Here is a 22,621-nt window from a genome sequence, read left to right on the forward strand (position 1 = left end):
TTTGATGCATGACCACCCCGAGGGATCACGTTATGGCGATCAGTGTGTTCGATCTGTTCAAGGTGGGGATTGGCCCGTCCAGTTCGCATACCGTGGGTCCCATGCGTGCCGCTCACGATTTCGTCGAGGCATTGCGTGCCCGCGATGCGTTGTCGCGCGTGACTCGCGTCGAGGTTCATCTTCACGGATCGCTCTGCGCCACCGGCGTAGGCCATGGTACGGACCGTGCGGTGATCATGGGGCTCATGGGCGAGCGTCCCGAGAGTATCGACCCCGACATCGTGCCCGCCTGCATCGAGGAACTGCACGAATCGCAGACCCTGCTGCTGGGCGGCCTGGTGCCGATCTCATTTCCCTGGTCGCGGGACATGCAATGGCACGAGGACTCGCTCGACTATCATCCCAATGCGCTGCGCCTGATCGCGCATGCGCACGACGGGGAGTGCTATCGCAATACCTATTATTCGGTCGGCGGCGGCTTCGTCATCGACGAGGCCCAGGCCGCCAATGGCGCGCTGGACACCGACACCACGACGTTGCCCTATGACTTTGCGACGGCGGATGAGTTGCTGTCGCTGTGCCGCACCCATGGATTGCGCATTTCCGAGCTGATGCTCGAGAACGAGAAAGCCTGGCGCGACGAGGCCAGCGTCCGCGATGCGCTGTGGCATATCTGGGAGGCGATGAAAGCCTGCGTCGACAACGGCCTGCGGCACGATGGCGTCCTGCCCGGCGGGCTCAACGTCAAGCGCCGTGCCAGTGCGCTGCATCGGCGTCTGCAAGCGGCCAAGGACGACACCAGCGTGATCGCCTCGACATTTTCGGCCATGGACTGGGTCAACGTCTTCGCCCTGGCGGTCAACGAGGAAAACGCCGCCGGCGGGCGCATGGTCACCGCGCCGACCAACGGGGCGGCGGGCATCGTGCCGGCGGTCTTGCACTATTACATGCGTTTCCAGCCCGGTGCCTGCCAGCGCGATGTCGTCGACTTCCTGCTGGCGGCGGGAGCGATCGGCATTCTGTGCAAGAAGAATGCCTCGATTTCCGGCGCCGAGGTCGGCTGTCAGGGCGAGGTCGGATCGGCCTGCGCGATGGCCGCCGCCGGACTGGCCGAGGTCATGGGCGGAACGCCCGCCCAGGTGGAGAACGCCGCCGAGATCGGCCTCGAGCACAACCTGGGATTGACCTGCGACCCCATCGGGGGCCTGGTGCAGGTCCCTTGCATCGAACGCAATGCCATCGCCTCGGTGAAGGCGATAAACGCCGCGCAGATGGCGCTTGGCGGCGATGGCGAGCACTTCGTTTCTCTCGACCGGGTCATCCGCACCATGCGCGATACAGGGCGTGACATGCAGGACAAGTACAAGGAGACCTCGCGCGGCGGCCTGGCGGTCAATGCCATCGAATGCTGAAGCCTGCTTGCTCGATCAACCCTTTGGGACGCCGCTCGGCGTCCTTTTTTTTGTTTCGGGATCGCGCCGTCGCGCCTTGTATGGTTTTATTTCGTCGGAACATGTCGGGCACCGGCGTTCTTCTGGATGCCCGACGCACCATCTAGGGATCGAGAAGATAAAAGGTCGCTCATGAGCGAAAACGATAGCTGCATCATCCGCCATTTTCGGCACTACGCCAATCTATCCGACAGCGATGAGGCCTTGCTGGATTCGCTGGAGCGTGAGCCACGTGAGGTCGCCCGTGGCGAGTCACTCTGGCAGACCGACGATCCGGCGGGTCGGTTCTGCACGCTTTCCAAGGGCTGGGCATACTCCTTCCGGGATATGGAGGACGGCTCGCGTCAGATTCTGGAGATCTACCTGCCGGGCGACGTCATCGGTCTGCGCGAGTTCGCCTTTCATGAACGTCTGGCGGGCGTGACGATGATCGACGACGGTGTCGTCTGTGACTTCCCGCATCGGCGCTTGATAGAGGTGTTTCGCGAATCCTTCACGCTGTCGATGATCTTCTTCGCCGTGTCCTCGCATCAACAGGCCCTGCTGACCGAGCGCCTGGTCAATCTGGCACGGCGCAGCGCGCGTCAAAAGATCGCGCACTTGATCTACGAAATGTACATGCGCCTGCAGCGCATCATGCCGCATTCCTCGCGGCGCTTTCGCCTGCCGCTGTCGCAGCAGCAGCTCGGCGATGCGCTGGGACTGACCTCGGTACACATCAGCCGCACCCTGAGCGGCTTTCGCGAAGAGGGCATCCTGCTGCGTGACCGCCAGTGGGTGGAGCTGCTCGACCCCGACGCACTGGCGCGTGAGGGCGAGTTCGCCGGAAGGTACCTGCGCGATGGTCTGGGACCGTTATCGGGGGAATGAACCTTCCCCTTGAAGCGTCGCCGGCAGGTGATCGACCAGAAAGTCGACGAACTGACGCACCTTGGGCGACAGGTGACGATGCCGTGGATAGATGGCCCACACCGCGGTGTCGGTGAATTGATAGGCCGTCAGTACCGGCACCAGTTCGCCCCTGGCCAGGTGCGGCGTGACATAGTAGTCGGGCAGTTGCGCCAGTCCCAGCCCCTTGAGGACCGCATCGAGCAATGCCGGCCCGGAGTTGGCCCGCCAGCGACCATCGACGCGGACTTCACGGCGGTGACCATTGATTTCGAACAGCCAGCTGTCACGCGATCCACGCAGGCAGTTGTGGTGGGGCAGTTCGGCCAGCGAATGGGGCGGGGCGGCCCGCTCGAAATAGGCCGGCGAGCCGACCACGTACTCGCGGCGTTCGCACAGGCGCCGCGCGATCAGACTCGAGTCGCGCAGTACCCCCATGCGGATGGCCACGTCGAAGCCTTCCTCGACCAGCTCGACCCGACGGTTGGTGAAGTGCATGTCGATCTCGAGCTGGGGGTGGCGACACTGGAAGTCGTTGACCAACGGGGCGATGTAACGCTCGCCGAAGGTGGTGGCACAGGTCAGCCGCAAGGTGCCCTTGGGCCGAGACTGGAAGTCGACGATGGCCTCCTCGGCCTCGCGAAAACCGTCGAACAGGTGGCGGCAATGCCGGTAGTAGAGCGCGCCGGCATCGGTGAGGCGCGTCTGGCGCGTGGTGCGATACAAGAGCGTCGTGCCGAGCTGGCTTTTGAGTTGCCCGATCAAGCGGCTCACATGGGACGTGGAAACCTGCAGATGACGGGCCGCGGCGGAAAACGTGCCCAGTCGGGCAACTTCGATGAAGGCTTCGATGCGATCCCAGCGCTGCATTGTTGCTCCATGGCAATAATGTTGTGACGTCGTAAGCATTTATCCAGGCGCGCCGACTGCCTAGACTGGAGGGGTTAACCCCGCGCGCCTGGATTGCCTTTGCTGGTGCCTCGCGCGCCGCCACGATCGACGAAGGAGAATGCCTGATGAAATCACGCGCCGCCATTGCTTGGGAAGCCGGCAAGCCGCTGGAACTCGCCGAGATCGACGTCGAAGGGCCCAAGGCCGGCGAAGTCATGGTTCAGATCAAGGCGACCAGCGTCTGCCATACCGACGCTTACACGTTGTCCGGCGCCGATCCCGAGGGCAACTTCCCGGCGGTGCTGGGCCATGAAGGGGCCGGGATCGTGCAGGAAGTCGGCGAGGGCGTCACCAGCCTCAAGCCCGGCGATCACGTCATTCCGCTTTATACCGCCGAGTGCGGCAAGTGCAAATTCTGTCTCTCCGGCAAGACCAACCTGTGCAGCTCGGTCCGCGCCACCCAGGGCAAGGGCGTGATGCCCGACGGGACCTCGCGCTTCTCCAAGGATGGACAATCGCTGCATCACTACATGGGCTGCTCGACGTTCAGCGAGTACACCGTGCTGCCCGAGGTCTCGCTGGCCAAGGTCTCCCCGGAAGCGCCGCTGGACAAGATCTGCCTGCTGGGCTGCGGGGTGACCACCGGTATCGGCGCGGTCATGAACACCGCCAAGGTCGAGCCGGGGGCCACCGTCGCCGTGTTCGGTCTCGGCGCCATCGGCCTGGCCGTCATCCAGGGCGCGGTCATGGCCAAGGCGAGCCGCATCATCGCCATCGACGTCAATCCGGACAAGTTCGACATGGCGCGTCAATTCGGTGCCACCGACTTCGTCAATCCGAAGGATTACGCGGATCCCATTCAGCAGGTCATCGTCGACTTGACCGACGGCGGTGTCGATTATTCCTTCGAATGCATCGGCAATGTCAATGTCATGCGTTCGGCGCTGGAGTGCTGCCACAAGGGGTGGGGCGAGTCGATCATCATCGGCGTGGCCGGCGCCGGCGAAGAAATTTCCACGCGTCCGTTCCAGCTGGTCACCGGGCGCGTCTGGAAGGGGTCCGCCTTCGGTGGCGTCAAGGGCCGCAGCGAACTGCCGGGCTATGTCGACGACTACATGAACGGCAAGCTCAAGATCGACGAGTTCGTCACCCAGGACATGCCGTTCGAGCAGATCAACGAGGCGTTCGAGCTGCTGCACGCCGGCAAGAGCATCCGCACCGTGCTGCACTATTGATCCATCGCGCCCGGTACCGCGCGAAGAGCATCTGATTTATCGCGCCCGATGCCGCGCGACAGGCGCTTGACACGCGCCTGTGGTGATTCATCGCGTCCGGACGCCTCGCGACGTCGTTCCATCCGCCGGCGGCATGATGCCGCCGGTTTCTCAGGGAGAGCATCATGACCATGTCCGAATCGCTGGAGCTGGTCTCCGCCACCAAGTCGTTCGGCGGCTGGCTGAAGCGCTACAAGCATCACTCGCGTGCACTCGACTGCGAGATGATCTTCTCCATCTACCTGCCGCCTCAGGCGGAGACCGACAAGGTGCCGCTGTTGTGGTGGTTGTCGGGGTTGACCTGCAACGACGAAAATTTCATGCAGAAGGCGGGGGCGCAGCGCGTGGCCGCCGAGCTGGGCATGGCCATCGTCTGCCCGGATACCAGTCCGCGCGGTACCGAGCTTCCCGGCGAGCATGACAGCTATGACTTCGGCTCCGGCGCGGGCTTCTACGTCAATGCCACCCAGGCGCCGTGGTCCAAGCATTACCGCATGTACGACTACGTCACCGAGGAACTGCCGTCGGTGGTGCGCCAGCATTTTCCGCTCAATGGGCGTGAAGCGATCAGCGGCCACTCCATGGGCGGTCATGGCGCGCTGGTGCTGGCCTTGCGCCAGCCCGGTCGCTACACCTCGGTGTCGGCGTTCGCGCCGGTGGTCAACCCGATCGTCTCGCCCTGGGGGCAGAAGGCCTTCACGGCCTATCTCGGCGAGGATCATGGCAAGTGGACGCAATACGACGCCTGCGAACTGATCGCCAAGGGGGCCTCGCGTCAGCCGCTGTTCATCGACCAGGGCGAAGCGGACAACTTTCTCGAGGAGCAGCTCATGCCCGAGCGCATCGAAGCCACCTGCGAGAAACACGATCATCCGCTGACGCTGCGGCGTCAGCCGGGCTACGATCATAGCTATTTCTTCATCGCGACCTTCATCGAAGAGCATTTGCGCTATCACGCCGAGTATCTGCACCGCAAGCGCTGAGCGCGGACAGCCCGCTCCGGATATCGCCCCGCTCGATGCGGGGCGATTTCGTCGACGCGTACGGGGATGTCGTTTTTGATAGCGTAAGGCGACGCTTTTAGATACGTTGTCAGGGCGCCACCCGGTCACACTCAAGGCGTTGGCCCCATACCCACAATGACAACACATCCCTGGTGAAGCATTACCAGTGGCTCCGAACGTGACACGAAGGAGAACCGCTGATGACCCTGACGAGCGATCGCCTCGCGACGCCTGCCACCCCCAAGGCGCCCCTGCGTCTGGGTTTTCTGTTGATGGACAATTTCACGTTGATTTCGCTGGCCTCGGCGGTGGAGCCGTTGCGCATGGCCAACCAGCTCGCCGGGCGCGAACTCTACCAATGGACCACCTTGAGCGCGGACGGCGAGGCAGTACGTGCCAGCGACGGCTTGCTCATCACCCCCGACAACGGCATGCATGCCCCCCTGGAACTCGACATGGTGTTCGTCTGCGGCGGCGTCGGCATTCAGCGCCATGTCACGCGTGAGCATGTGTTGTGGCTGCAGGCCCAGGCGCGCCAGTCGCGACGCATCGGCGCCTTGTGTACCGGTAGCTGGGCGCTCGCCAAGGCGGGGCTGCTGGATGGCTACGAGTGCAGCATTCACTGGGAGTTCCAGGCCGCCGCCCAGGAGGCTTACCCGCACGCCACGCTGACCACGCGGTTGTTTTCCATCGACCGCGACCGGGCCACGGCCTCGGGCGGGACCGCACCGCTGGACATGATGCTGACGCTGATTGCTCGCGATCATGGTCGCGAATTGTCGGCGGCGATCTCCGACATGTTCATCTGCGATCGTGTGCGCGGCGAGCAGGACCAGCAGCGCGTCCCGCTGCGTCATGTGCTGGGCACCAGTCAACCCAAGCTGCTCGAGATCGTCGCGCTGATGGAAGCCAACCTGGAAGAGCCCATCGCTCTCGACGAGCTGGCGCGCTATGTGGACGTCTCCCGGCGTCAGCTGGAGCGCCTGTTCCAGAAATACCTGAGCTGCTCGCCGTCGCGTTACTACCTCAAGTTGCGATTGACCCGGGCCCGGCAGTTGCTCAGGCAAACCTCGATGTCGATCATCGAAATCGCATCGGTGTGCGGGTTCGTGTCCACGCCGCATTTCTCCAAGTGCTACCGCGAATATTTCGGGACACCGCCCCGCGACGAACGCGTGACGCGCCTCAACAGTGCCAGCGTGACGCTGGCGCCCGCTGCGCCGTCGGACGGGCACGACCCCTATGTCGCGCCGCGTGCCTCCAGTGCCATGCAGGCGCTGGCCCAGGCGCAAGGCGAACCCACCTACGCCAGCGTACGCCTCGTGTAGAGTCTCGCACTCCCGCCGCTTGGCGGCATGCCCGGCATGCCGCGTTCTGGGGCCGTCCGATGCATCGGGCGGCCCCAGTGCGTCATGCACGATGCCGGCGCGTGACGCATTTGGAATTTTCCTCGTCGCTTCCAAGCGTCGGCGGCCCCGGGGCCGGGGCTATGCTGGCCGCATGAAGCCATCCCCGGAGCGACGCACATGACCGCGCAATCACTGCACGACGACGCCATCGTCATCGATGGCCTGATCATCGCCAAATGGGGCCGCGATCTCCTCGAGGACATGCGCCGGGGCGGACTGACCGCCGCCAATTGCACCGTCTCGGTATGGGAGGGGTTCCAGGCCACCGTCGACAACATCGTCGAGACCAATGCGCTCCTCGCGGCGTGCGATGATCTGGTGCGACCCGTGCATACCACCGCCGACATCATCCGCGCCAAGGAAGAAGGCAAGACCGGCATCATCTACGGTTTTCAGAACGCCCATGCCTTCGAGGATCAGATCGGCTACGTCGAGGTCTTCAAGAAGCTCGGCGTGGGCATTGTGCAGATGTGCTACAACACCCAGAACCTGGTGGGCACCGGCTGCTACGAACGCGACGGCGGGTTGTCCGGCTTCGGTCGCGAGATCGTCGCCGAGATGAATCGCGTGGGCATGATGTGCGACCTATCCCACGTCGGTGAGACCACTTCCCGAGAGGTCATCGAGGCCTCCGAGAAACCGGTCTGCTATTCCCATTGCCTGCCTTCCGGCCTCAAGGAACATCCGCGCAACAAGTCCGACGAGGAACTCAGGTTCATCGCCGACCATGGCGGTTTCGTCGGCGTGACCATGTTCACCCCCTTCCTGCGCGCCGGGGTCGACGCCACCGTCGACGATTATGTCGAGGCCATCGAATACGTGATGAACATCGTCGGCGAGGATGCCATCGGCATCGGCACCGACTTCACCCAGGGCCAGGACCAGGCCTTTTTCGAATGGCTCACCCACGACAAGGGCTACGCCCGGCGCCTGACCAACTTCGGCACCATCATCAACCCCGAGGGCATTCGTACCATCGGCGAGTTTCCCAATCTCACCGAGGCGCTCTTGCGACGCGGCATGAGCGAGCGACAAGTGCGCAAGATCATGGGTGAGAACTGGATGCGTGTTTTGAAAGAGGTATGGGGCGCCTGAGGGCAATACTTCTGCATATAAGGGGCACCGGGGGAGGCCGAAGAGGAGGTCCGATTCCAGGGAGGGAATCGCTAGCGTACAGGGATGTATCCACAGCGCCTCCTCCAGGCCTGCCGCCGTCAAGTCCCAGCCAGAAAAGCGCCAAGACAACGATCTCGAGGATTACGACCGTGACCAAGATGGCCCCCGAACTGCCCATCGAGGTGGATAGAGAAACCGGCGTGTGGACCACCGACGCCCTGCCGATGCTCTACGTGCCCCGCCACTTCTTCATCAACAACCACGTCGCAGTGGAAGAAGCGCTGGGCGTGGAGACCTACGCGGACATCCTCTACCACGCCGGCTACAAGAGCGCCTGGCACTGGTGCGAGAAGGAGGCCGAGCTGCACGGCCTGGAGGGCGAGGCGGTGTTCGAGCACTACATGACGCGTCTCTCACAGCGTGGCTGGGGGTTGTTCATCACCGAGGACATCGACCTCGATGCCGGCACCGCCCAGGTACGTCTCGAGCACAGCGCCTTCGTCTATCAGCTCGGCAAGGTCGGGCGCAAGATCGAGTACATGTTCACCGGCTGGTTCGCCGGCGCCATGGACCAGATTCTCGAGGCCCGAGGCAGCGATCTGCGCACCGTCGCCGAGCAGACCCAGAGCGCCGCCGAGGAAGGCTGCGACGTCGGCCGCTTCACGGTCGTTCCCCGTCATATCCTGGCAGGCTGAGGTTACCGAGATGGCATTCGATGCGTTGTTCAAGCCGATCGAGATCGGCAATCTCACCATACGCAACCGCGTGGTCAGCACCGCCCATGCCGAGGTTCACGCGACCGATGGCGGCATGACCACCGAACGTTACGTCAAGTACTACGAGGAGAAGGCCAAGGGCGGCTGCGGATTGTGCATCTGCGGCGGCTCCTCGCCGGTATCGATCGACAGCCCCCAGGCCTGGTGGAGTTCGGTCAACATTTCCACCGACCGGATCATTCCGCACTTCCAGAACCTGGCGGACGCCGTGCACAAGCATGGCGGCAAGATCATGATCCAGATCACCCACATGGGCCGCCGTTCGCGCTGGGACGGTTTCGACTGGCCGACACTGCTGTCGCCGTCGGGCATTCGCGAGCCGGTGCACCGCTCGACTTGCAAGACCATCGAGGAAGAGGAGATCTGGCGCGTCATCGACGATTTCGCCCAGGGCGCGCGTCGCGTCAAGGAGGGCGGCCTCGACGGCATCGAGCTGTCGGCCGTGCACCAGCACCTGATCGATCAGTTCTGGAGTCCGCGCGTCAACAAGCGTGAAGACCAGTGGGGCGGCAGCTTCGAGAATCGCATGCGCTTCGGCCTGGAAGTCCTCAAGGCGGTACGCGCCGAAGTCGGCGACGACTTCGTGGTCGGCCTGCGCATCTGCGGCGACGAGTTCCATCCCGACGGCCTGACCCACGACGACATGAAGCGGATCGCCGCCTACTACGATGCCACCGGCATGGTCGATTTCTTCGGCGTGGTCGGCTCGGGATGCGACACGCACAATACCCTGGCCAACGTGATTCCCAACATGTCCTACCCGCCGGAGCCGTTCCTGCACCTGGCGGCGGGCGTCAAGGACGTGGTCAGCGTGCCGGTGATCCATGCCCAGAACATCAAGGACCCCAACCAGGCCAGTCGTATTCTCGAGGGCGGCTACGTCGACCTGGTGGGCATGACCCGCGCGCACATCGCCGACCCGCATCTGATCGCCAAGATCCAGATGGACCAGACCGACCGGATCCGGCAGTGCGTGGGCGCCAACTACTGTATCGATCGCCAATACCAGGGGCTCGACGTGCTGTGTATCCAGAACGCCGCCACCTCGCGCGAGTACCTGGGCCTGCCCCACGAGATCGCCCCCAGCGACGGGCCGAAGCGCAAGGTAGTGGTGGTCGGCGGCGGTCCGGGCGGCATGGAGGCGGCGCGCGTCGCGGCCGAGCGCGGCCACGAGGTCACGCTGTTCGAGGCCGCGGACCAGATCGGCGGTCAGATCACGCTCGCCGCCAAGGCACCTCAGCGCGACCAGATCGCCGGCATCACCCGCTGGTACCAGCTCGAGCTGGCACGACTCAAGGTCGACCTGCGCCTGGGTACCCGTGCCGACGAGGCGACCATCGCCGACCTGCGGCCGGACATCGTGGTGCTCGCCACCGGCGGCCAACCCTTCCTGTCGCAAGTGCCCGAATGGGGCTATGACGAGGATCGCGAACGGAGCCTGGTCGTCAGCACCTGGGACATTCTCAGCGGCGCCGTCGAGCCCGGCAAGAACGTGCTGATCTTCGATTCCATCTGCGAGTTCGCCGGCGTCTCGGCGGCGGATTACCTGGCCGACAAGGGGGCGACGGTCGAGATCGTCACCGACGACATCAAGCCGGGCGCGGCGGTCGGCGGCACCACCTTCCCGACCTATTACCGCAGCCTCTACGAGAAGGAGGTGATCATGACCTCCGACCTGGCGCTGCACAGGGTCTATCGCGAGGGCGATGCCCTGGTCGCGGTACTCGAGAACGAGTACACCGGCGCCCAGGAAGAGCGGGTGGTCGACCAGGTGGTGGTCGAAAATGGCGTGCGACCCGACGAGGCGCTCTATTACGCCCTCAAGGATCAGTCGCGCAACAAGGGGCAGGTCGACATCGAAGCGCTCTATGCCATCCAGCCCCAGCCCGCGTTGGCGACGCTGGACGACGATGCCGATGCCGGCTTCGTGCTGTTCCGACTGGGCGATTGCACGGCGCCGCGCAATACGCATGCGGCGATCTATGATGCCCTGCGGATCTGCAAGGACTTCTGAGGAAAGCTATTGCGCTCGGCCAGGCGTTGTTGAAGGTCGACTCGTCATGCTCATGGAACACCCAGTCCACTGCGCTGACTCGTCGACCTTCGCCTAACCTGGCCGTCGCTCATGACGCTTTCCCACCCAGGAAGCACGAGCCGCACCGATAACAATTCCATGTTCGTGAGGTGAGCCGACATGCTCGATATCCTCCTGCCGATCCTGATCTTTTCCGCCCTGGCGCTGGCGGCGATCGGCGCCGTGCGGCGCATTCGCCTGTGGCGTCAGGGGCGGCCATCGCCGGTGCCCGTGCTCCGCGGTCTGGCGGCGGTACCGCGTCGGTATCTGGTCGACCTGCACCACGTGGTGGCGCGCGACAAGGTGATGTCCAACACTCACGTCGCCACCGCCGGCGGCTTCGTCGCCGCCATGGGGCTGGCGATCGTCGTCCATGGCCTGGGCCTTGCCGAGGGCGTCCTGGGCTGGTTGCTGCTGGCGGCGAGCGCGACGATGTTCGCAGGCAGCCTGTTCGTCGCCCGGCGTCGGCGGAATCCTCCGGCGCGCCTGTCGAAGGGGCCCTGGATGCGTTTGCCCAAGAGTCTGATGGCGTTCTCGCTGGGCATCTTTGTGGTTACCCTGCCGGCGGTGGGTGTGCTGCCCGCCGACGCCGGTGGCTGGCTGGTCGCGCTGGTGCTGGCTGCCGTGGTGGCCTGGGGCCTGGCCGAGCTGGTGTTCGGCATGACATGGGGCGGGCCGATGAAGCACGCCTTTGCCGGCGCCCTGCACCTGGCCTTCCATCGCCGGCCGGCGCGCTTTTCGGACAAGCGCGGGGGCGAGGGCCGCTCGACCGGGCTCAAGGCGCTGGACCTGGACGACGCCGACGCGCCGCTGGGCGTCGAGAAGCCCGCCGACTTCACCTGGAACCAGTTGCTGGGCTTCGACGCCTGCGTGCAGTGCGGTCGCTGCGAGGCGGTGTGTCCGGCCTTCGCCGCCGGCCAGCCGCTCAATCCCAAGAAACTGGTGCAGGACATGGTGGTGGGCATGGTCGGCGGCAGTGACGCCCGCTACGCCGGCAGTCCATACCCGGGCAAGCCGGTCGGCGAGCACGCCGGCGACCCCCACGGGCCGATCGTCGCCCGCGAGGGCACCGCCCTGGTCGACGCCGAGACGCTGTGGTCGTGCACCACCTGTCGCGCCTGCGTCGAGGAGTGCCCGATGATGATCGAGCATGTCGATGCCATCGTCGACATGCGCCGCCACCTGACCCTGGAAGAAGGCGCGACGCCCGGCAAGGGCGCCGAGGTCATCGACAACCTGATCGCCACCGACAACCCGGGCGGTTTCGATCCCGGGGGACGACTCAACTGGGCGGCGGATCTCGACCTGCCGTTGATGGCCGACGTGGAGCGCGCCGAGGTGCTGCTGTGGCTGGGCGATGGCGTCTTCGACATGCGCAATCAGCGCACGCTGCGTGCCTTGATCAAGGTGCTGCGTGCTGCCGACGTCGATTTCGCGGTGCTCGGCAATGAAGAGCGCGACAGCGGAGACGTGGCACGCCGTCTGGGAGACGAGGCCACCTTTCAGTCGCTGGCGCGGCGCAATATCGACACGCTGTCGCGATATCGCTTCGAGAGTATCGTGACCTGCGATCCGCACAGCTTTCACGTGCTCAAGAACGAATACGGCGCCCTCTATCCGCAAGGGCAAGACGCCGACTACCCGGTATGGCATCACAGCACTTTCATCAATCAGTTGATCGAAAGCGGGCGGTTGCCGTTGGCGCCGGGACAGGCGCAGCGCGTGACCTACCACGACCCCTGCTATCTGGGCCGCTACAACGGTGAATACGAAGCACCGCGCGCGGTGCTGCGCGCCCTGGGCATGGAGCTGGTCGAGATGCAGCGTTCGGGATACCGCTCGCGTTGCTGCGGCGGCGGCGGTGGCGCGCCGATCACCGACGTTCCCGGCAAGCAGCGTATCCCCGACATGCGCATGGGCGACGTGCGCGAGACTCAGGCCGAGCAGGTCGTCGTGGGATGTCCGCAATGCACGGCCATGCTCGAAGGCGTTGTCCCACCGGCGGGTAACGAGGCGACCGCCGTCAAGGACATCGCCGAGATGGTTGCCGCCGCGCTGGATAACACGCCACCGGCGACACCCGCGTCGCATGACACTGCGGCCTCGCAGGCCACGGAGGAGGTGCTGTCATGAGTCAATTACCGCGTCGCGATCCGCGCCAGGAATGGATCGCCCGCAATCGCCTTCACCCTCGCCACGAGGAGGTGCTCGCCGCGCTGGGCCAGGGGGCGACCAGCGAGTGGCCGGGACCCAATGGTCTGATGCGCAAGAATCCACATCGGGTGGGGTTCATCGGCCCCAATGGCATAAAACGTATCGACCGTAGCGGTACGCAGCAGGGCGCGGGCGGTGGCAAGGCATCGGCGTCGGTCGCCGGGCACAAGCCATTGACCGAGATCGCCGAGCCGGCTTTCCTGGTCGCGGTAGTGCCGGACATGACCGGCGGTCGCCTGAGCGGGCATGACAAGGATCTGCTCGGCCTGGCCCGCCGGCTCGCCGATGCCGATCCCGCGGCACAGGGGGCCGTGTTGGCCGTGGTCTTTGGCTCCCACAAGGAGACGAACCTGGGCGAGGCGGGCGTCGACCGTCTGCTGCATCTCGACTCACCGGAGATCGCGGGCTACGCCCCCGAGGCGCGTGTGGGGGCCCTGATCACGGTCGAGCAGGCCTGGACGCCACGTCATTGGCTGCTGCCGGATTCCAAGCTGGGCGGCGGAGAGCTGGGAAGGCGCCTGGCGGCGCGTCTCGGCGAGCGACCGGCGACGGGCATCTGGCAGGTCGAGGCGGATGCCGAGTCGGCCACGGGCTGGCAATGCACCGCCCGGGGCGCGGCCGGGTCGCTGGATATTCGACGCCCCTTGCCGCGCATCGCCCTGGCCCTGGCCGAATGTGCCGAGCCGGTCAGCGAAACGCGCCACACCGCCGCCGAACTGGTCTTGCCCCAGCCGTTGCCGTCGACCTTGTCGCGTATCCAGGATCTGGGGCAGGTGAGTGTCGATCCCGCCAGCGTTGCCTTGTCCGAGGCTGAGTTCATCCTCGCCGCCGGCAACGGCGTGCGTGATTGGGACGCCTATCACCGTGCGGCAAGCGTGCTGGGGGCCACCGAGGGGGCGTCGCGCGTGGCCGTGGACGAGGGATACATGCCGCGCGATCGGCAGGTGGGTGCCACGGGCACCTGGGTCACGGCGCGCGTCTACATCGCAGTGGGCATCAGCGGGGCCATCCAGCATCTGCAGGGAATCCAGCCGTGCGAGAAGGTGATCGCGATCAACATGGACCCGAGCTGCGACATGATCAAGCGTGCGGATCTCGCGGTGATCGGGGATTCGACCCAGATACTCGAAGCGCTGGTCACCCTGGTGTCGCAAGCGCGGGAGGAGAAACGCGATGCAGCCTGAATCTGCCATGACGCCAGCACTCGAAGTGACGGTACTGGTTTCCATCGGTCGTCACCCGTTGACCGGCCGGGTGCGGCGTGCCGACCAGGATGCCCGTGGCGTGGAACTGGCACGTTCCTTGGCGGATGCCGAGGTCCGCTTGCTGCATGCCGGTGAATGCAACGAAAGCAGCGAAGCGGCACTGCGTGGCTATCTGGGGATGGGGTTTTCCGAGCTGGCGTTGATCGAGCAACCGGAGGGTGCCGATGTGCTGCCCGCGCTCGCGGAAGCACTGGATGCGACATCGCCTCACTTGGTGATCACCGGTGAGCGTGCCGAACGGGGCGAGGGATCGGGCCTGTTGCCGTACCTGCTTGCCGAGCGTCTTGGCTGGCCTCTGGTGAGCGGCCTGGCGGCGGTGGAGAGCGTCGAGGATGGCATGGCGACCTTGCTGCAGGCCCTGCCGCGAGGTCAGCGGCGGCGACTCAAGATCCGCCTGCCGGCCATCGTCACCGTCGATGACGCGGCCCCGACGCCGCGTCAGAGCGCCTATGGGCCTGCCCGGCGCGGCACGCTGGAGTCGTCGGCGGGCGAGGTGTGCAATGACGATGAATGGGCGACATGGCAAGTGCAGCCCGCACGTCCACGCCCCAAGCGTCTCAAGATCGTCAAGGCCGCCTCGGCGCGGGACCGTTTCAAGGCCGCCGCCGCCAAGGCCGAGGGGACTGGCGGGCAGGTGTTGACGGACGTGACCCCGACGCAAGGCGCCGAGGCGATCCTGACGTTGCTGCGTGACGAAGAAGTACTGCGTTGAGGGGCAGTGCAAGCGCCGGCTCGAGGCCCGGCACTCGCGCCGGCATTAGCGCCGGGCTGAAACAGTACGCTCGTGCTCGGGCAGGCCGCTGGCCAGCACGATGCTGACGATGCCACCCGCGAGGGCCACCCACAGCGGCGCGACGGGTGCCCAATGCGCGGCGACGGGCCCCAGCAGCATCACGCCGAGCGCAGCCAGGGCATTGGACAGGCCCAGCGCCATGCCAGACCCCAGCGAGCGGTTTTCAGGCAGGATGTCCTGGGCGATGAGGATGCCCAGCGGCAAGGTCGCGAACAGGCTGACTCCCAGCACGCCGAGCACGATCCACAGCCAGAGGCCCTCGGCCAGCAGGAAGGCCGCCAGCATGATGACCGAGAGGCTCATGGCGACCATCAATACCGGACGACGGCCGAAGCGATCCGAGAGCCGCCCGCCGCCGAGGTTGCCGATCACGCCGACGACCAGCATGACGGTGATGAAGCCGGCCCCGGTGGTGAGAGAGCCGCCGGCCTGGGTCCACATCAGCGGCACATAGGTTACCACCGAGAGAATCATCAGCGAGCGCAGGGTGGAAAACGCCACCAGGCGTGACAGGGGGCCGGCGTGCCGGCGCCAGGCGATGGGCGTGGCGTTCGCGGCGCGGGGTGGCAAGCGGGGCGCCCAGCGCAGCATGAACGGCAGCGTCGCGAGCGCCGGCAGGGCCAGGAGCCACAGATATTCCAGGCCCCATTGCACCACTACCCAGCTCGCCAGGGCCGGCCATACACCTCGCCCCACCTCGCCGCCGACCATGAACACCGACATGGCGGTACCGGGGCGTTCACCGCCCAGTTGGCGAATGCCGGCCAGCGCCTGGGGATGGAAGAAAGAGTTGGAAATGCCGATCATCACCAGGATGCCGATCAGCGGCCAGAAGCCGGAAGCGAAGCCCACCAGGGCGCCGCCCAGCGACGAACCGGCAAGCCCCAGGGCCACCATGACGCGACCGCCGACACGGTCGGCGAAGAGCCCCACCAACGGTTGCAAGGCCTGGCCCATCAGCAAGGCCGCCATGATCGTGCCCGCCAGGGCCACCGAGAGATTGAGCGAGATCAGGATCGCCGGCAGCACGCCCGGCAGGTAATTGGCGGCGCCGTCGTTCAGAAAGTGCGCCCAGCTCATGCCGGTCAGGCGAGCGGGAGAGGACGGGGAACGAGGCGAGGCGGTGGCGGTCGAGGCCTCCATGGTGAACTCCGGTGGTGGTGGGCGGCGGCAACGTCCCCGGGCTGGGCGTATTTCTCTCATTGCTTGAATAACACGCCCTCGGGACCGTCACAAGTCGCGCTCATGGCACGAGCGCGAACGGTCACCAGGGCATGGCGGGCACGGCAATGTCTCGTTTGGACATGGCGATGACTCGCTGGGAACAGTCCGCGCCGACAAGAAGGCTATGGTCGAAGAGTGGCGTTCTCGTCGCCACGCCTCTCCCTATAAAACCAAAGGACAAGAGCCATGAGCACAGCCAACCGTGGCGTCATCTACATGGGCGCCGGCCATGTCGAGGTTCAGCCGATTGCCTTTCCCGAGCTGGCGCTGGGGGATCGCAAGTGCCAGCACGGCGTGATACTCAAGGTCGTCACCACCAACATATGCGGCAGTGACCAGCACATGGTGCGCGGGCGTACCACCGCGCCCGCCGGCATGGTGCTGGGACACGAGATCACCGGCGAGGTCATCGAGTGCGGTCGCGACGTCGAGTTCGTCAGTGTCGGCGATATCGTTTCGGTTCCTTTCAACATCGCCTGTGGGCGTTGCCGCAACTGCAAGGAAGGGCAGACGGGCATCTGCCTCAACGTCAATCCGGCTCGCCCGGGTGCCGCTTACGGATATGTCGACATGGGCGGCTGGGTCGGCGGCCAGTCCGAATACGTCATGGTGCCCTATGCGGACTTCAACCTCTTGAAGTTCCCCGATCGCGACATCGCCATGGACAAGATCCGCGACTTGACGTTGCTCTCCGATATCTTCCCGACCGGTTTTCATGGCTGCGCCACCGCCGGTGTCGGCCCCGGCAGCACCGTTTACATCGCCGGTGCCGGACCGGTCGGGCTGGCTGCGGCGGTCTCCGCCCAGCTGCTGGGAGCCGCCTGCGTCATCGTCGGCGACATGAACCCGCAGCGTCTCGATCAGGCCAAGAGCTTCGGTTGCGAGACCCTGGATCTGCGCCAGGACACGCCCATGCCCGACATGCTGGAGCCGATCCTCGGTGAACGCGAAGTGGACTCGGCGGTGGATGCGGTGGGCTTCGAGGCGCGCTGCCATGGCCACAATCATGCCCATGAGCAGCCGGCCACGGTGCTCAATGCCTGCATGGACGTCACCCGGGCCGGTGGCCAGATCGGGATTCCGGGACTTTACGTCACCGAAGATCCCGGCGCGGACAGTGAGGAAGCGCGGCACGGCAACCTCTCGATGCGCCTTGGGCAGGGCTGGGCCAAGTCCCATTCCTTCCACACCGGTCAGTGCCCGGTAATGAAATACCACCGGCAACTGATGCAGGCGATCCTGTTCGACAAGGTGAACCTCGCCGATGCGGTCAACGTCGAGATCATCTCGTTGGACGATGCGCCGCGTGGGTATGCGGATTTCGATGGCGGCGTGGCCAAGAAATTCGTCATCGATCCGCACGGCAGCGTGGCCGCCTGAGCGGCTGGCGCTGGCCCCGGTGCAGGACCGCGGCCAGTGCCGTCATGCATGCCATTCGCGACTGACACCATGGTCTACCCGACATCGCCCCGCCCGGGTGCCAATATGCCATCAGGCGCCCGCTTCAGGGCGGGGCAGCCGGTACCCGGAAGGCGTCTTCCATGGCGGTCCGCCACGTCGGCAGCGCTTTACCGGGCCAGTCAGTGCCTACCGATAACAACGAGCACGCCATGACCGTCGAGACTCTCACTCCCAAGCGTCGCTTTCGCAACAAGCTCCGCGGACGCGACCTGCCCCCCGTCGCCCTGGCGGCGCTTCGCCAACTCCTCGGCGACGAACGCGAGGACGGTGAACGGCGACGCCGCGATCTCCTGATCGAGCATCTGCACACCATCCAGGATGCCCAGGGCCACCTCTCGCTGGTGATGCTTCGCGCGCTTGCCACCTACATGAATCTGCCCATGGCCGCGGTCTACGAGACGGCGACCTTTTACGCTCACTTCGATGTGGTCCATGACGATCAGTCGCCACCGCCCGAGGTGACGGTCCGGGTCTGCGATTCGCTGTCCTGCCGGCTGGCCGGTGCCGAGGCGCTCAAGGCAAAGCTGGCGGCCGGCGTCGATCCGGAAGCGGTCCGGGTGGTGCGAGCCCCTTGCATGGGGCGCTGCGACACCGCGCCGGTGGTGGAAGTGGGGCATCATCACGTGCGCTTCGCCACCCATGAAGGGGTGGCCTCGGTGATCGATACCGGTCATTACCATCCCGAGGCGATTCTCTGGCAGCGGCTGGCGGATTATCGCGCCGAGGGCGGCTATGCATTGCTCGCCGACTGCCACGCGGGACGCGTCACGGTCGAGGCGTTGATGCAGGCGCTGGAAACCGCCAATCTGCGCGGCCTGGGCGGCGCCGGCTTCCCCACCTTCAAGAAATGGACCTTCGTGCGCCAGGAAGCGGGGCCGCGCTACTGTGCCATCAACGCCGACGAAGGCGAACCCGGCACCTTCAAGGACCGCGTCTATCTGGAACGCTCGCCGCACCGCTTCCTCGAGGGCGCCCTGGTCAGTGCCTGGGCGGTGGAAGCCGAGGCGCTCTACATTTACCTGCGCGACGAGTATCCGGGCCTGCACCGCGTATTGCGCGAGGCGATCGCCGAGCTCGAGGACGAGGGCCTGGTGGTGCCGGACTATATCGTGCTGCGGCGCGGTGCCGGTGCCTATATCTGCGGCGAGGAGTCGGCGATGATCGAGTCGCTGGAGGGCAAGCCCGGCAAGCCTCGCCATCGGCCGCCCTTCGTCGCCCAGAGAGGGTTGTTCGATCGTCCCACGCTGGTCAACAACGTGGAAACCGTCTACTGGATCCCGCTGATCTGGCAGCGCGGTGCCGAGGCCTTCGCGCGCCAGGGCCGCCACGGTCGGGTGGGGCTGCGCAGCTTCTCGGTCTCCGGCCGGGTCAAGCACCCCGGCGTGCACTTGGCTCCGGCGGGCATCACCCTCGAGGAGTTGATCGAGGAATATTGCGGCGGCATGGCCGAGGGGCATCGCCTTGTCGCCTACCTGCCCGGCGGCGCCTCGGGCGGCATCCTGCCGGCGTCCAAGGCGAACGTGCCGCTGGACTTCGACACCCTGCAGGCGTACGGCTGCTTCATCGGCTCGGCGGCGGTGATCGTGCTGTCCGACCAGGACGATCTGCGTGCCGTCGCCACCAATCTGCTGGCCTTCTTCGCCGACGAGTCCTGCGGTCAGTGCACCCCTTGTCGGGTGGGCACCGAGAAGATGCTGACTCTGCTCGAGGGCGACGAATGGGATGCCGCGACCCTGACGCGCCTCTCGCAGGTGATGATGGATGCCTCCATCTGCGGCCTCGGGCAGGCAGCGCCCAATCCGGTGCTGGGGCTGCTCAAGGACTTCCGCGGTGAACTCGCCGCCCAGAACGTGATCGTCAAGGGATAAGGGAGACATGGCATGAGCAAGCAATGCTCGAACACAAGCTTCACCCTGACCCTGGACGGGGTGGCAGTAAGCGCCACTGCCGGGGAGACGCTCTGGCAGGTGGCCAAGCGTGCCGGCGAGAGCATTCCTCACCTGTGCTTCAAGGATGCCAGTGGCTACCGCGCCGACGGCAATTGCCGCGCCTGCATGGTGGAGATCGAGGGCGAGCGTGCCCTGGCCGCCAGTTGCCTGCGCGAGGCCGCCCCCGGCATGGTGGTCAAGAGCGCCAGTTCAGAGCGGGCCCGCACGGCGCGGGAAGGCGTCATGGAGCTGCTGCTGGTCGACCAGCCGGTGCGTGACGACAGTCCCGACCGTTCCAGCCACTTCTGGGCCATGGCCGATCAACTGGCCATCGATGCCACGGGGGTGCGCCGACGGCTACCGGCGCGGGCCGAGAGAGAGGCGACCACCGTGCACCATGTGCACCTTCCCGAGCATTCGCGGCGCGCCTCGTCGACCCGTGACGCCAGCCATTCGGCCATGAACGTCAACCTCGACGCCTGCATCGAGTGCAATCTCTGCGTGCGTGCCTGTCGCGAGGTCCAGGGCAATGACGTCATCGGCATGGCGCATCGCGGCGCGGCTTCCAAGATCGTCTTCGATTTCGACGACCCCATGGGCGATAGCACCTGCGTGGCCTGCGGCGAGTGCGTTCAGGCCTGCCCGACCGGGGCACTGATGCCGGCGACCCTGGTCGACGAAGCGGGGCGCGGCGATTCCCGGGTGGCCGACCGCAGCGTCGATTCCGTCTGCCCCTACTGCGGCGTGGGCTGCCAGCTCACCTACCATGTCAAGGACGACGCGATTCTCTTCGTCGAAGGGCGCGAGGGCCCTTCCAACCAGAACCGGTTATGCGTCAAGGGCCGCTTCGGCTTCGATTATCCGCGGCACCCGTCACGCTTGACCACGCCACTGATCCGCAAACCGGGGGTGCTCAAGGGGCTCGATCCCGATTTCGATCCGGCTCAGCCACTGACCCATTTCGTCGAAGCGAGCTGGGAAGAAGCGCTGGAGCTTGCCGCCGGCGGACTCGCCGACCTCAAGGCAGCGCACGGTCCCGATGCCCTGGCTGGCTTCGGCAGCGCCAAATGCTCCAACGAAGAAGCCTGGCTGTTTCAGAAGCTGGTACGCACCGGTTTCGGCTCCAACAATGTCGACCATTGCACCCGGCTGTGCCATGCCAGTTCGGTGGCGGCACTGATGGAATGCATCGGCTCGGGCGCGGTGACCGCCTCCTTCATGCAGGCGCTTGAGGCCGATGTCGTGATCCTCACCGGCTGCAACCCGACGATCAACCATCCCGTGGCGGCCACCTACTTCAAGCAGGCGGCCAGAAACGGCACCAAACTGATCGTCCTCGACCCACGCGGCCAGGCACTGGATGCCTACGCGCATCGGAGCGTGCGTTTCACGCCCGGCGGCGATGTCTCGCTCTACAACGCCATGCTCAACGTCATCATCAGCGAGGCGCTCTATGACCAGGCCTATATCGATGCCCACACCGAGGGCTTCGAGGCACTCAAGGCCTATGTGCGTGACATGACGCCCGAAGCGATGTCGCCCGCCTGCGGCGTCGAGCCCGAGCTGATTCGCGAGCTTGCACGGCTGTATGCCCAGGCCGAGCGGGCGATGATCTTCTGGGGCATGGGCATTTCCCAGCACGTGCATGGCACCGACAACGCCCGCTGCCTGATCTCGCTGGCGCTGGCCTGTGGCCAGACCGGCCGTCCCGGCACCGGCCTGCATCCGCTGCGTGGCCAGAACAACGTCCAGGGCGCCTCCGATGCTGGCCTGATTCCCATGGTGCTGCCCGACTATCAACCGGTGGGTGACGCCCAGATGCGCAGTGCCTTCGAGGAACTGTGGAACTCGCCGCTGGATGCGACGCCTGGGCTCACGGTGGTGGAGATCATGAATGCCATCGCTGCCGGTACCATCAAGGGGATGTACATCCTCGGCGAGAATCCCGCGATGTCCGACCCGGACCTCGATCACGCCCGAGAAGCACTGGCCAAGCTCGAGCATCTGGTAGTGCAGGACCTGTTCGTCACCGAGACCGCGCAGTTCGCCGATGTGATCCTGCCGGCCTCGAGCTGGCCAGAAAAGGACGGCAGCGTGACCAACACCAACCGTCAGGTGCAGCTCGGTCGCGCTGCGGTGCCGCTACCCGGTGAGGCGAAGCCCGACTGGTGGATCATCCAGCAGCTCGCCAATCGCCTGGGCCTGGACTGGCATTACACGCACCCGCGCGAGGTGTTCGACGAGATGAAGCAGGGCATGGCGTCGCTCGATCACATTTCGTGGGCCCGTCTGGAACGCGAGAGCTCGGTGACCTATCCCTGCCCCGCCGAGGATGCTCCCGGCGCTGATGTGGTGTTCTCCGACGCCTTCCCCACCGCGAGCGGGCGGGCGACGTTCACGCCGACCCGGCCACTGCCGCCGGATGAGCCCATCGATGACGACTATCCCACGGTGCTGATCACCGGGCGCCAGCTGGAACACTGGCACACCGGCTCCATGACCCGGCGCACCCGGGTACTCGACGACCTCGAGCCCGAGGCGGTTGCCAGCCTCGCGCCGTCGGAATTGGGGCGCCTGGGACTGTCGCCGGGCGAGGCGGTCACCATCGCCACTCGGCGTGGCAGCATCACCCTGAAGACGCGCGCCGATCCCTTGATGCAGCCAGGCATGGTGTTCGTGCCGTTCTGCTATCTGGAGGCGGCGGCCAATATCCTGACCAATCCGGCGCTCGATCCGTTCGGCAAGATTCCCGAGTTCAAGTACGCCGCCAGTCGGTTGCATCGCGCCGAGGTGGCGATGGCGCTCGACGGCTGATCCGGGGGCGTGTCGCAAACGCATCCGGCCGTGACGTTT

At 65.5% G+C, this 22,621-nt stretch carries 16 protein-coding genes; 14 read left to right on the forward strand and 2 right to left on the reverse strand.

The annotated features are described in order from the left end of the window. Positions 1-92: 92 nt before the first annotated feature. Together CSAL_RS05035 and CSAL_RS05040 are read left to right on the forward strand one after the other, a co-directional pair. Complete coding sequence (locus CSAL_RS05035; protein WP_370599263.1) at positions 93-1,412, forward strand: L-serine ammonia-lyase; 1,320 nt, start codon at positions 93-95, stop codon at positions 1,410-1,412. Between the two features lie 171 nt (positions 1,413-1,583). Next, positions 1,584-2,321, forward strand: coding sequence for a Crp/Fnr family transcriptional regulator (locus tag CSAL_RS05040; protein ID WP_011506286.1), 738 nt, complete (start codon positions 1,584-1,586; stop codon positions 2,319-2,321). On the opposite strand, the gene CSAL_RS05045 is transcribed toward CSAL_RS05040, so the two are convergent. Continuing rightward, on the reverse strand, positions 2,307-3,209 hold the full coding sequence (locus tag CSAL_RS05045; RefSeq protein WP_011506287.1) for a LysR substrate-binding domain-containing protein: 903 nt from the start codon (positions 3,207-3,209) through the stop codon (positions 2,307-2,309). The two genes, CSAL_RS05040 and CSAL_RS05045, sit on opposite strands and share 15 nt — an antisense overlap. Positions 3,210-3,355: 146 nt before the next feature. Between CSAL_RS05045 and CSAL_RS05050 the strand changes: the two genes are divergently transcribed. The 9 genes from CSAL_RS05050 (at position 3,356) to etfB (ending at position 15,074) form a co-directional block, all read left to right on the forward strand. Beyond that, positions 3,356-4,465 (forward strand): S-(hydroxymethyl)glutathione dehydrogenase/class III alcohol dehydrogenase, encoded by a 1,110-nt coding sequence (locus CSAL_RS05050; protein ID WP_011506288.1) that lies wholly within the window; start codon positions 3,356-3,358, stop codon positions 4,463-4,465. A 164-nt stretch (positions 4,466-4,629) separates the two neighbouring features. After that, a complete protein-coding gene (fghA, locus tag CSAL_RS05055; protein ID WP_011506289.1) occupies positions 4,630-5,487 on the forward strand; it encodes an S-formylglutathione hydrolase in 858 nt (285 codons plus the stop codon). Between the two features lie 221 nt (positions 5,488-5,708). Continuing rightward, positions 5,709-6,836, forward strand: coding sequence for a choline metabolism transcriptional regulator GbdR (gene gbdR / locus CSAL_RS05060; protein WP_011506290.1), 1,128 nt, complete (start codon positions 5,709-5,711; stop codon positions 6,834-6,836). A gap of 198 nt (positions 6,837-7,034) precedes the next feature. Beyond that, the gene (locus tag CSAL_RS05065; protein WP_011506291.1) at positions 7,035-8,012 is read left to right on the forward strand and encodes a dipeptidase; all 978 of its coding nucleotides are present in this window, start codon (positions 7,035-7,037) and stop codon (positions 8,010-8,012) included. Between the two features lie 170 nt (positions 8,013-8,182). Continuing rightward, on the forward strand, positions 8,183-8,728 hold the full coding sequence (locus tag CSAL_RS05070) for a 4-vinyl reductase (RefSeq protein WP_011506292.1): 546 nt from the start codon (positions 8,183-8,185) through the stop codon (positions 8,726-8,728). Positions 8,729-8,738: 10 nt separating this feature from the next. Further along, complete coding sequence (gene dgcA / locus CSAL_RS05075) at positions 8,739-10,823, forward strand: dimethylglycine demethylation protein DgcA (RefSeq protein WP_011506293.1); 2,085 nt, start codon at positions 8,739-8,741, stop codon at positions 10,821-10,823. A 180-nt stretch (positions 10,824-11,003) separates the two neighbouring features. After that, positions 11,004-13,016 carry a (Fe-S)-binding protein gene (locus CSAL_RS05080; RefSeq protein WP_011506294.1) on the forward strand — a complete coding sequence of 671 codons (2,013 nt, stop codon included), beginning with the start codon at positions 11,004-11,006 and terminating at the stop codon, positions 13,014-13,016. Beyond that, positions 13,013-14,281, forward strand: coding sequence for an electron transfer flavoprotein subunit alpha (etfA, locus tag CSAL_RS05085; RefSeq protein WP_011506295.1), 1,269 nt, complete (start codon positions 13,013-13,015; stop codon positions 14,279-14,281). The genes CSAL_RS05080 and etfA overlap by 4 nt, the downstream gene beginning before the upstream one ends. Then, positions 14,271-15,074, forward strand: coding sequence for an electron transfer flavoprotein subunit beta (etfB, locus tag CSAL_RS05090; protein WP_011506296.1), 804 nt, complete (start codon positions 14,271-14,273; stop codon positions 15,072-15,074). Before etfA ends, etfB begins: the two co-directional genes overlap by 11 nt. Before the next feature lie 45 nt (positions 15,075-15,119). Here etfB and CSAL_RS05095 read toward each other — a convergent pair whose 3' ends face one another. Further along, positions 15,120-16,298 (reverse strand): MFS transporter, encoded by a 1,179-nt coding sequence (locus tag CSAL_RS05095; RefSeq protein WP_011506297.1) that lies wholly within the window; start codon positions 16,296-16,298, stop codon positions 15,120-15,122. A 267-nt stretch (positions 16,299-16,565) separates the two neighbouring features. Between CSAL_RS05095 and fdhA the strand changes: the two genes are divergently transcribed. From fdhA to fdhF, 3 genes are all read left to right on the forward strand, one after another. Then, positions 16,566-17,759 (forward strand): formaldehyde dehydrogenase, glutathione-independent, encoded by a 1,194-nt coding sequence (fdhA, locus tag CSAL_RS05105; RefSeq protein ID WP_011506298.1) that lies wholly within the window; start codon positions 16,566-16,568, stop codon positions 17,757-17,759. Between the two features lie 230 nt (positions 17,760-17,989). Next, a complete protein-coding gene (locus CSAL_RS05110; RefSeq protein WP_043557992.1) occupies positions 17,990-19,708 on the forward strand; it encodes an NAD(P)H-dependent oxidoreductase subunit E in 1,719 nt (572 codons plus the stop codon). 12 nt (positions 19,709-19,720) lie between these two features. After that, positions 19,721-22,582: a formate dehydrogenase subunit alpha gene (gene fdhF, locus CSAL_RS05115; protein WP_011506300.1), complete on the forward strand. Its 2,862-nt coding sequence runs from the start codon at positions 19,721-19,723 to the stop codon at positions 22,580-22,582. The last annotated feature ends 39 nt before the right edge of the window (positions 22,583-22,621 follow it).

The organism is Chromohalobacter israelensis DSM 3043, assembly GCF_000055785.1.
In the GTDB taxonomy this organism is placed as follows: domain Bacteria; phylum Pseudomonadota; class Gammaproteobacteria; order Pseudomonadales; family Halomonadaceae; genus Chromohalobacter; species Chromohalobacter israelensis.

What these genes read in the sequence shown, in the direction of transcription:
- CSAL_RS05040 (WP_011506286.1), top strand. Translation starts at nt 1,584, where the DNA reads ATGAGCGAAAACGATAGCTGCATCATCCGCCATTTTCGGCACTACGCC.
- CSAL_RS05045 (WP_011506287.1), bottom strand. Translation starts at nt 3,209, where the DNA reads ATGCAGCGCTGGGATCGCATCGAAGCCTTCATCGAAGTTGCCCGACTG.
- CSAL_RS05050 (WP_011506288.1), top strand. Translation starts at nt 3,356, where the DNA reads ATGAAATCACGCGCCGCCATTGCTTGGGAAGCCGGCAAGCCGCTGGAA.
- fghA (WP_011506289.1), top strand. Translation starts at nt 4,630, where the DNA reads ATGACCATGTCCGAATCGCTGGAGCTGGTCTCCGCCACCAAGTCGTTC.
- gbdR (WP_011506290.1), top strand. Translation starts at nt 5,709, where the DNA reads ATGACCCTGACGAGCGATCGCCTCGCGACGCCTGCCACCCCCAAGGCG.
- CSAL_RS05065 (WP_011506291.1), top strand. Translation starts at nt 7,035, where the DNA reads ATGACCGCGCAATCACTGCACGACGACGCCATCGTCATCGATGGCCTG.
- dgcA (WP_011506293.1), top strand. Translation starts at nt 8,739, where the DNA reads ATGGCATTCGATGCGTTGTTCAAGCCGATCGAGATCGGCAATCTCACC.
- CSAL_RS05080 (WP_011506294.1), top strand. Translation starts at nt 11,004, where the DNA reads ATGCTCGATATCCTCCTGCCGATCCTGATCTTTTCCGCCCTGGCGCTG.
- etfA (WP_011506295.1), top strand. Translation starts at nt 13,013, where the DNA reads ATGAGTCAATTACCGCGTCGCGATCCGCGCCAGGAATGGATCGCCCGC.
- etfB (WP_011506296.1), top strand. Translation starts at nt 14,271, where the DNA reads ATGCAGCCTGAATCTGCCATGACGCCAGCACTCGAAGTGACGGTACTG.
- CSAL_RS05095 (WP_011506297.1), bottom strand. Translation starts at nt 16,298, where the DNA reads ATGGAGGCCTCGACCGCCACCGCCTCGCCTCGTTCCCCGTCCTCTCCC.
- fdhA (WP_011506298.1), top strand. Translation starts at nt 16,566, where the DNA reads ATGAGCACAGCCAACCGTGGCGTCATCTACATGGGCGCCGGCCATGTC.
- CSAL_RS05110 (WP_043557992.1), top strand. Translation starts at nt 17,990, where the DNA reads ATGACCGTCGAGACTCTCACTCCCAAGCGTCGCTTTCGCAACAAGCTC.
- fdhF (WP_011506300.1), top strand. Translation starts at nt 19,721, where the DNA reads ATGAGCAAGCAATGCTCGAACACAAGCTTCACCCTGACCCTGGACGGG.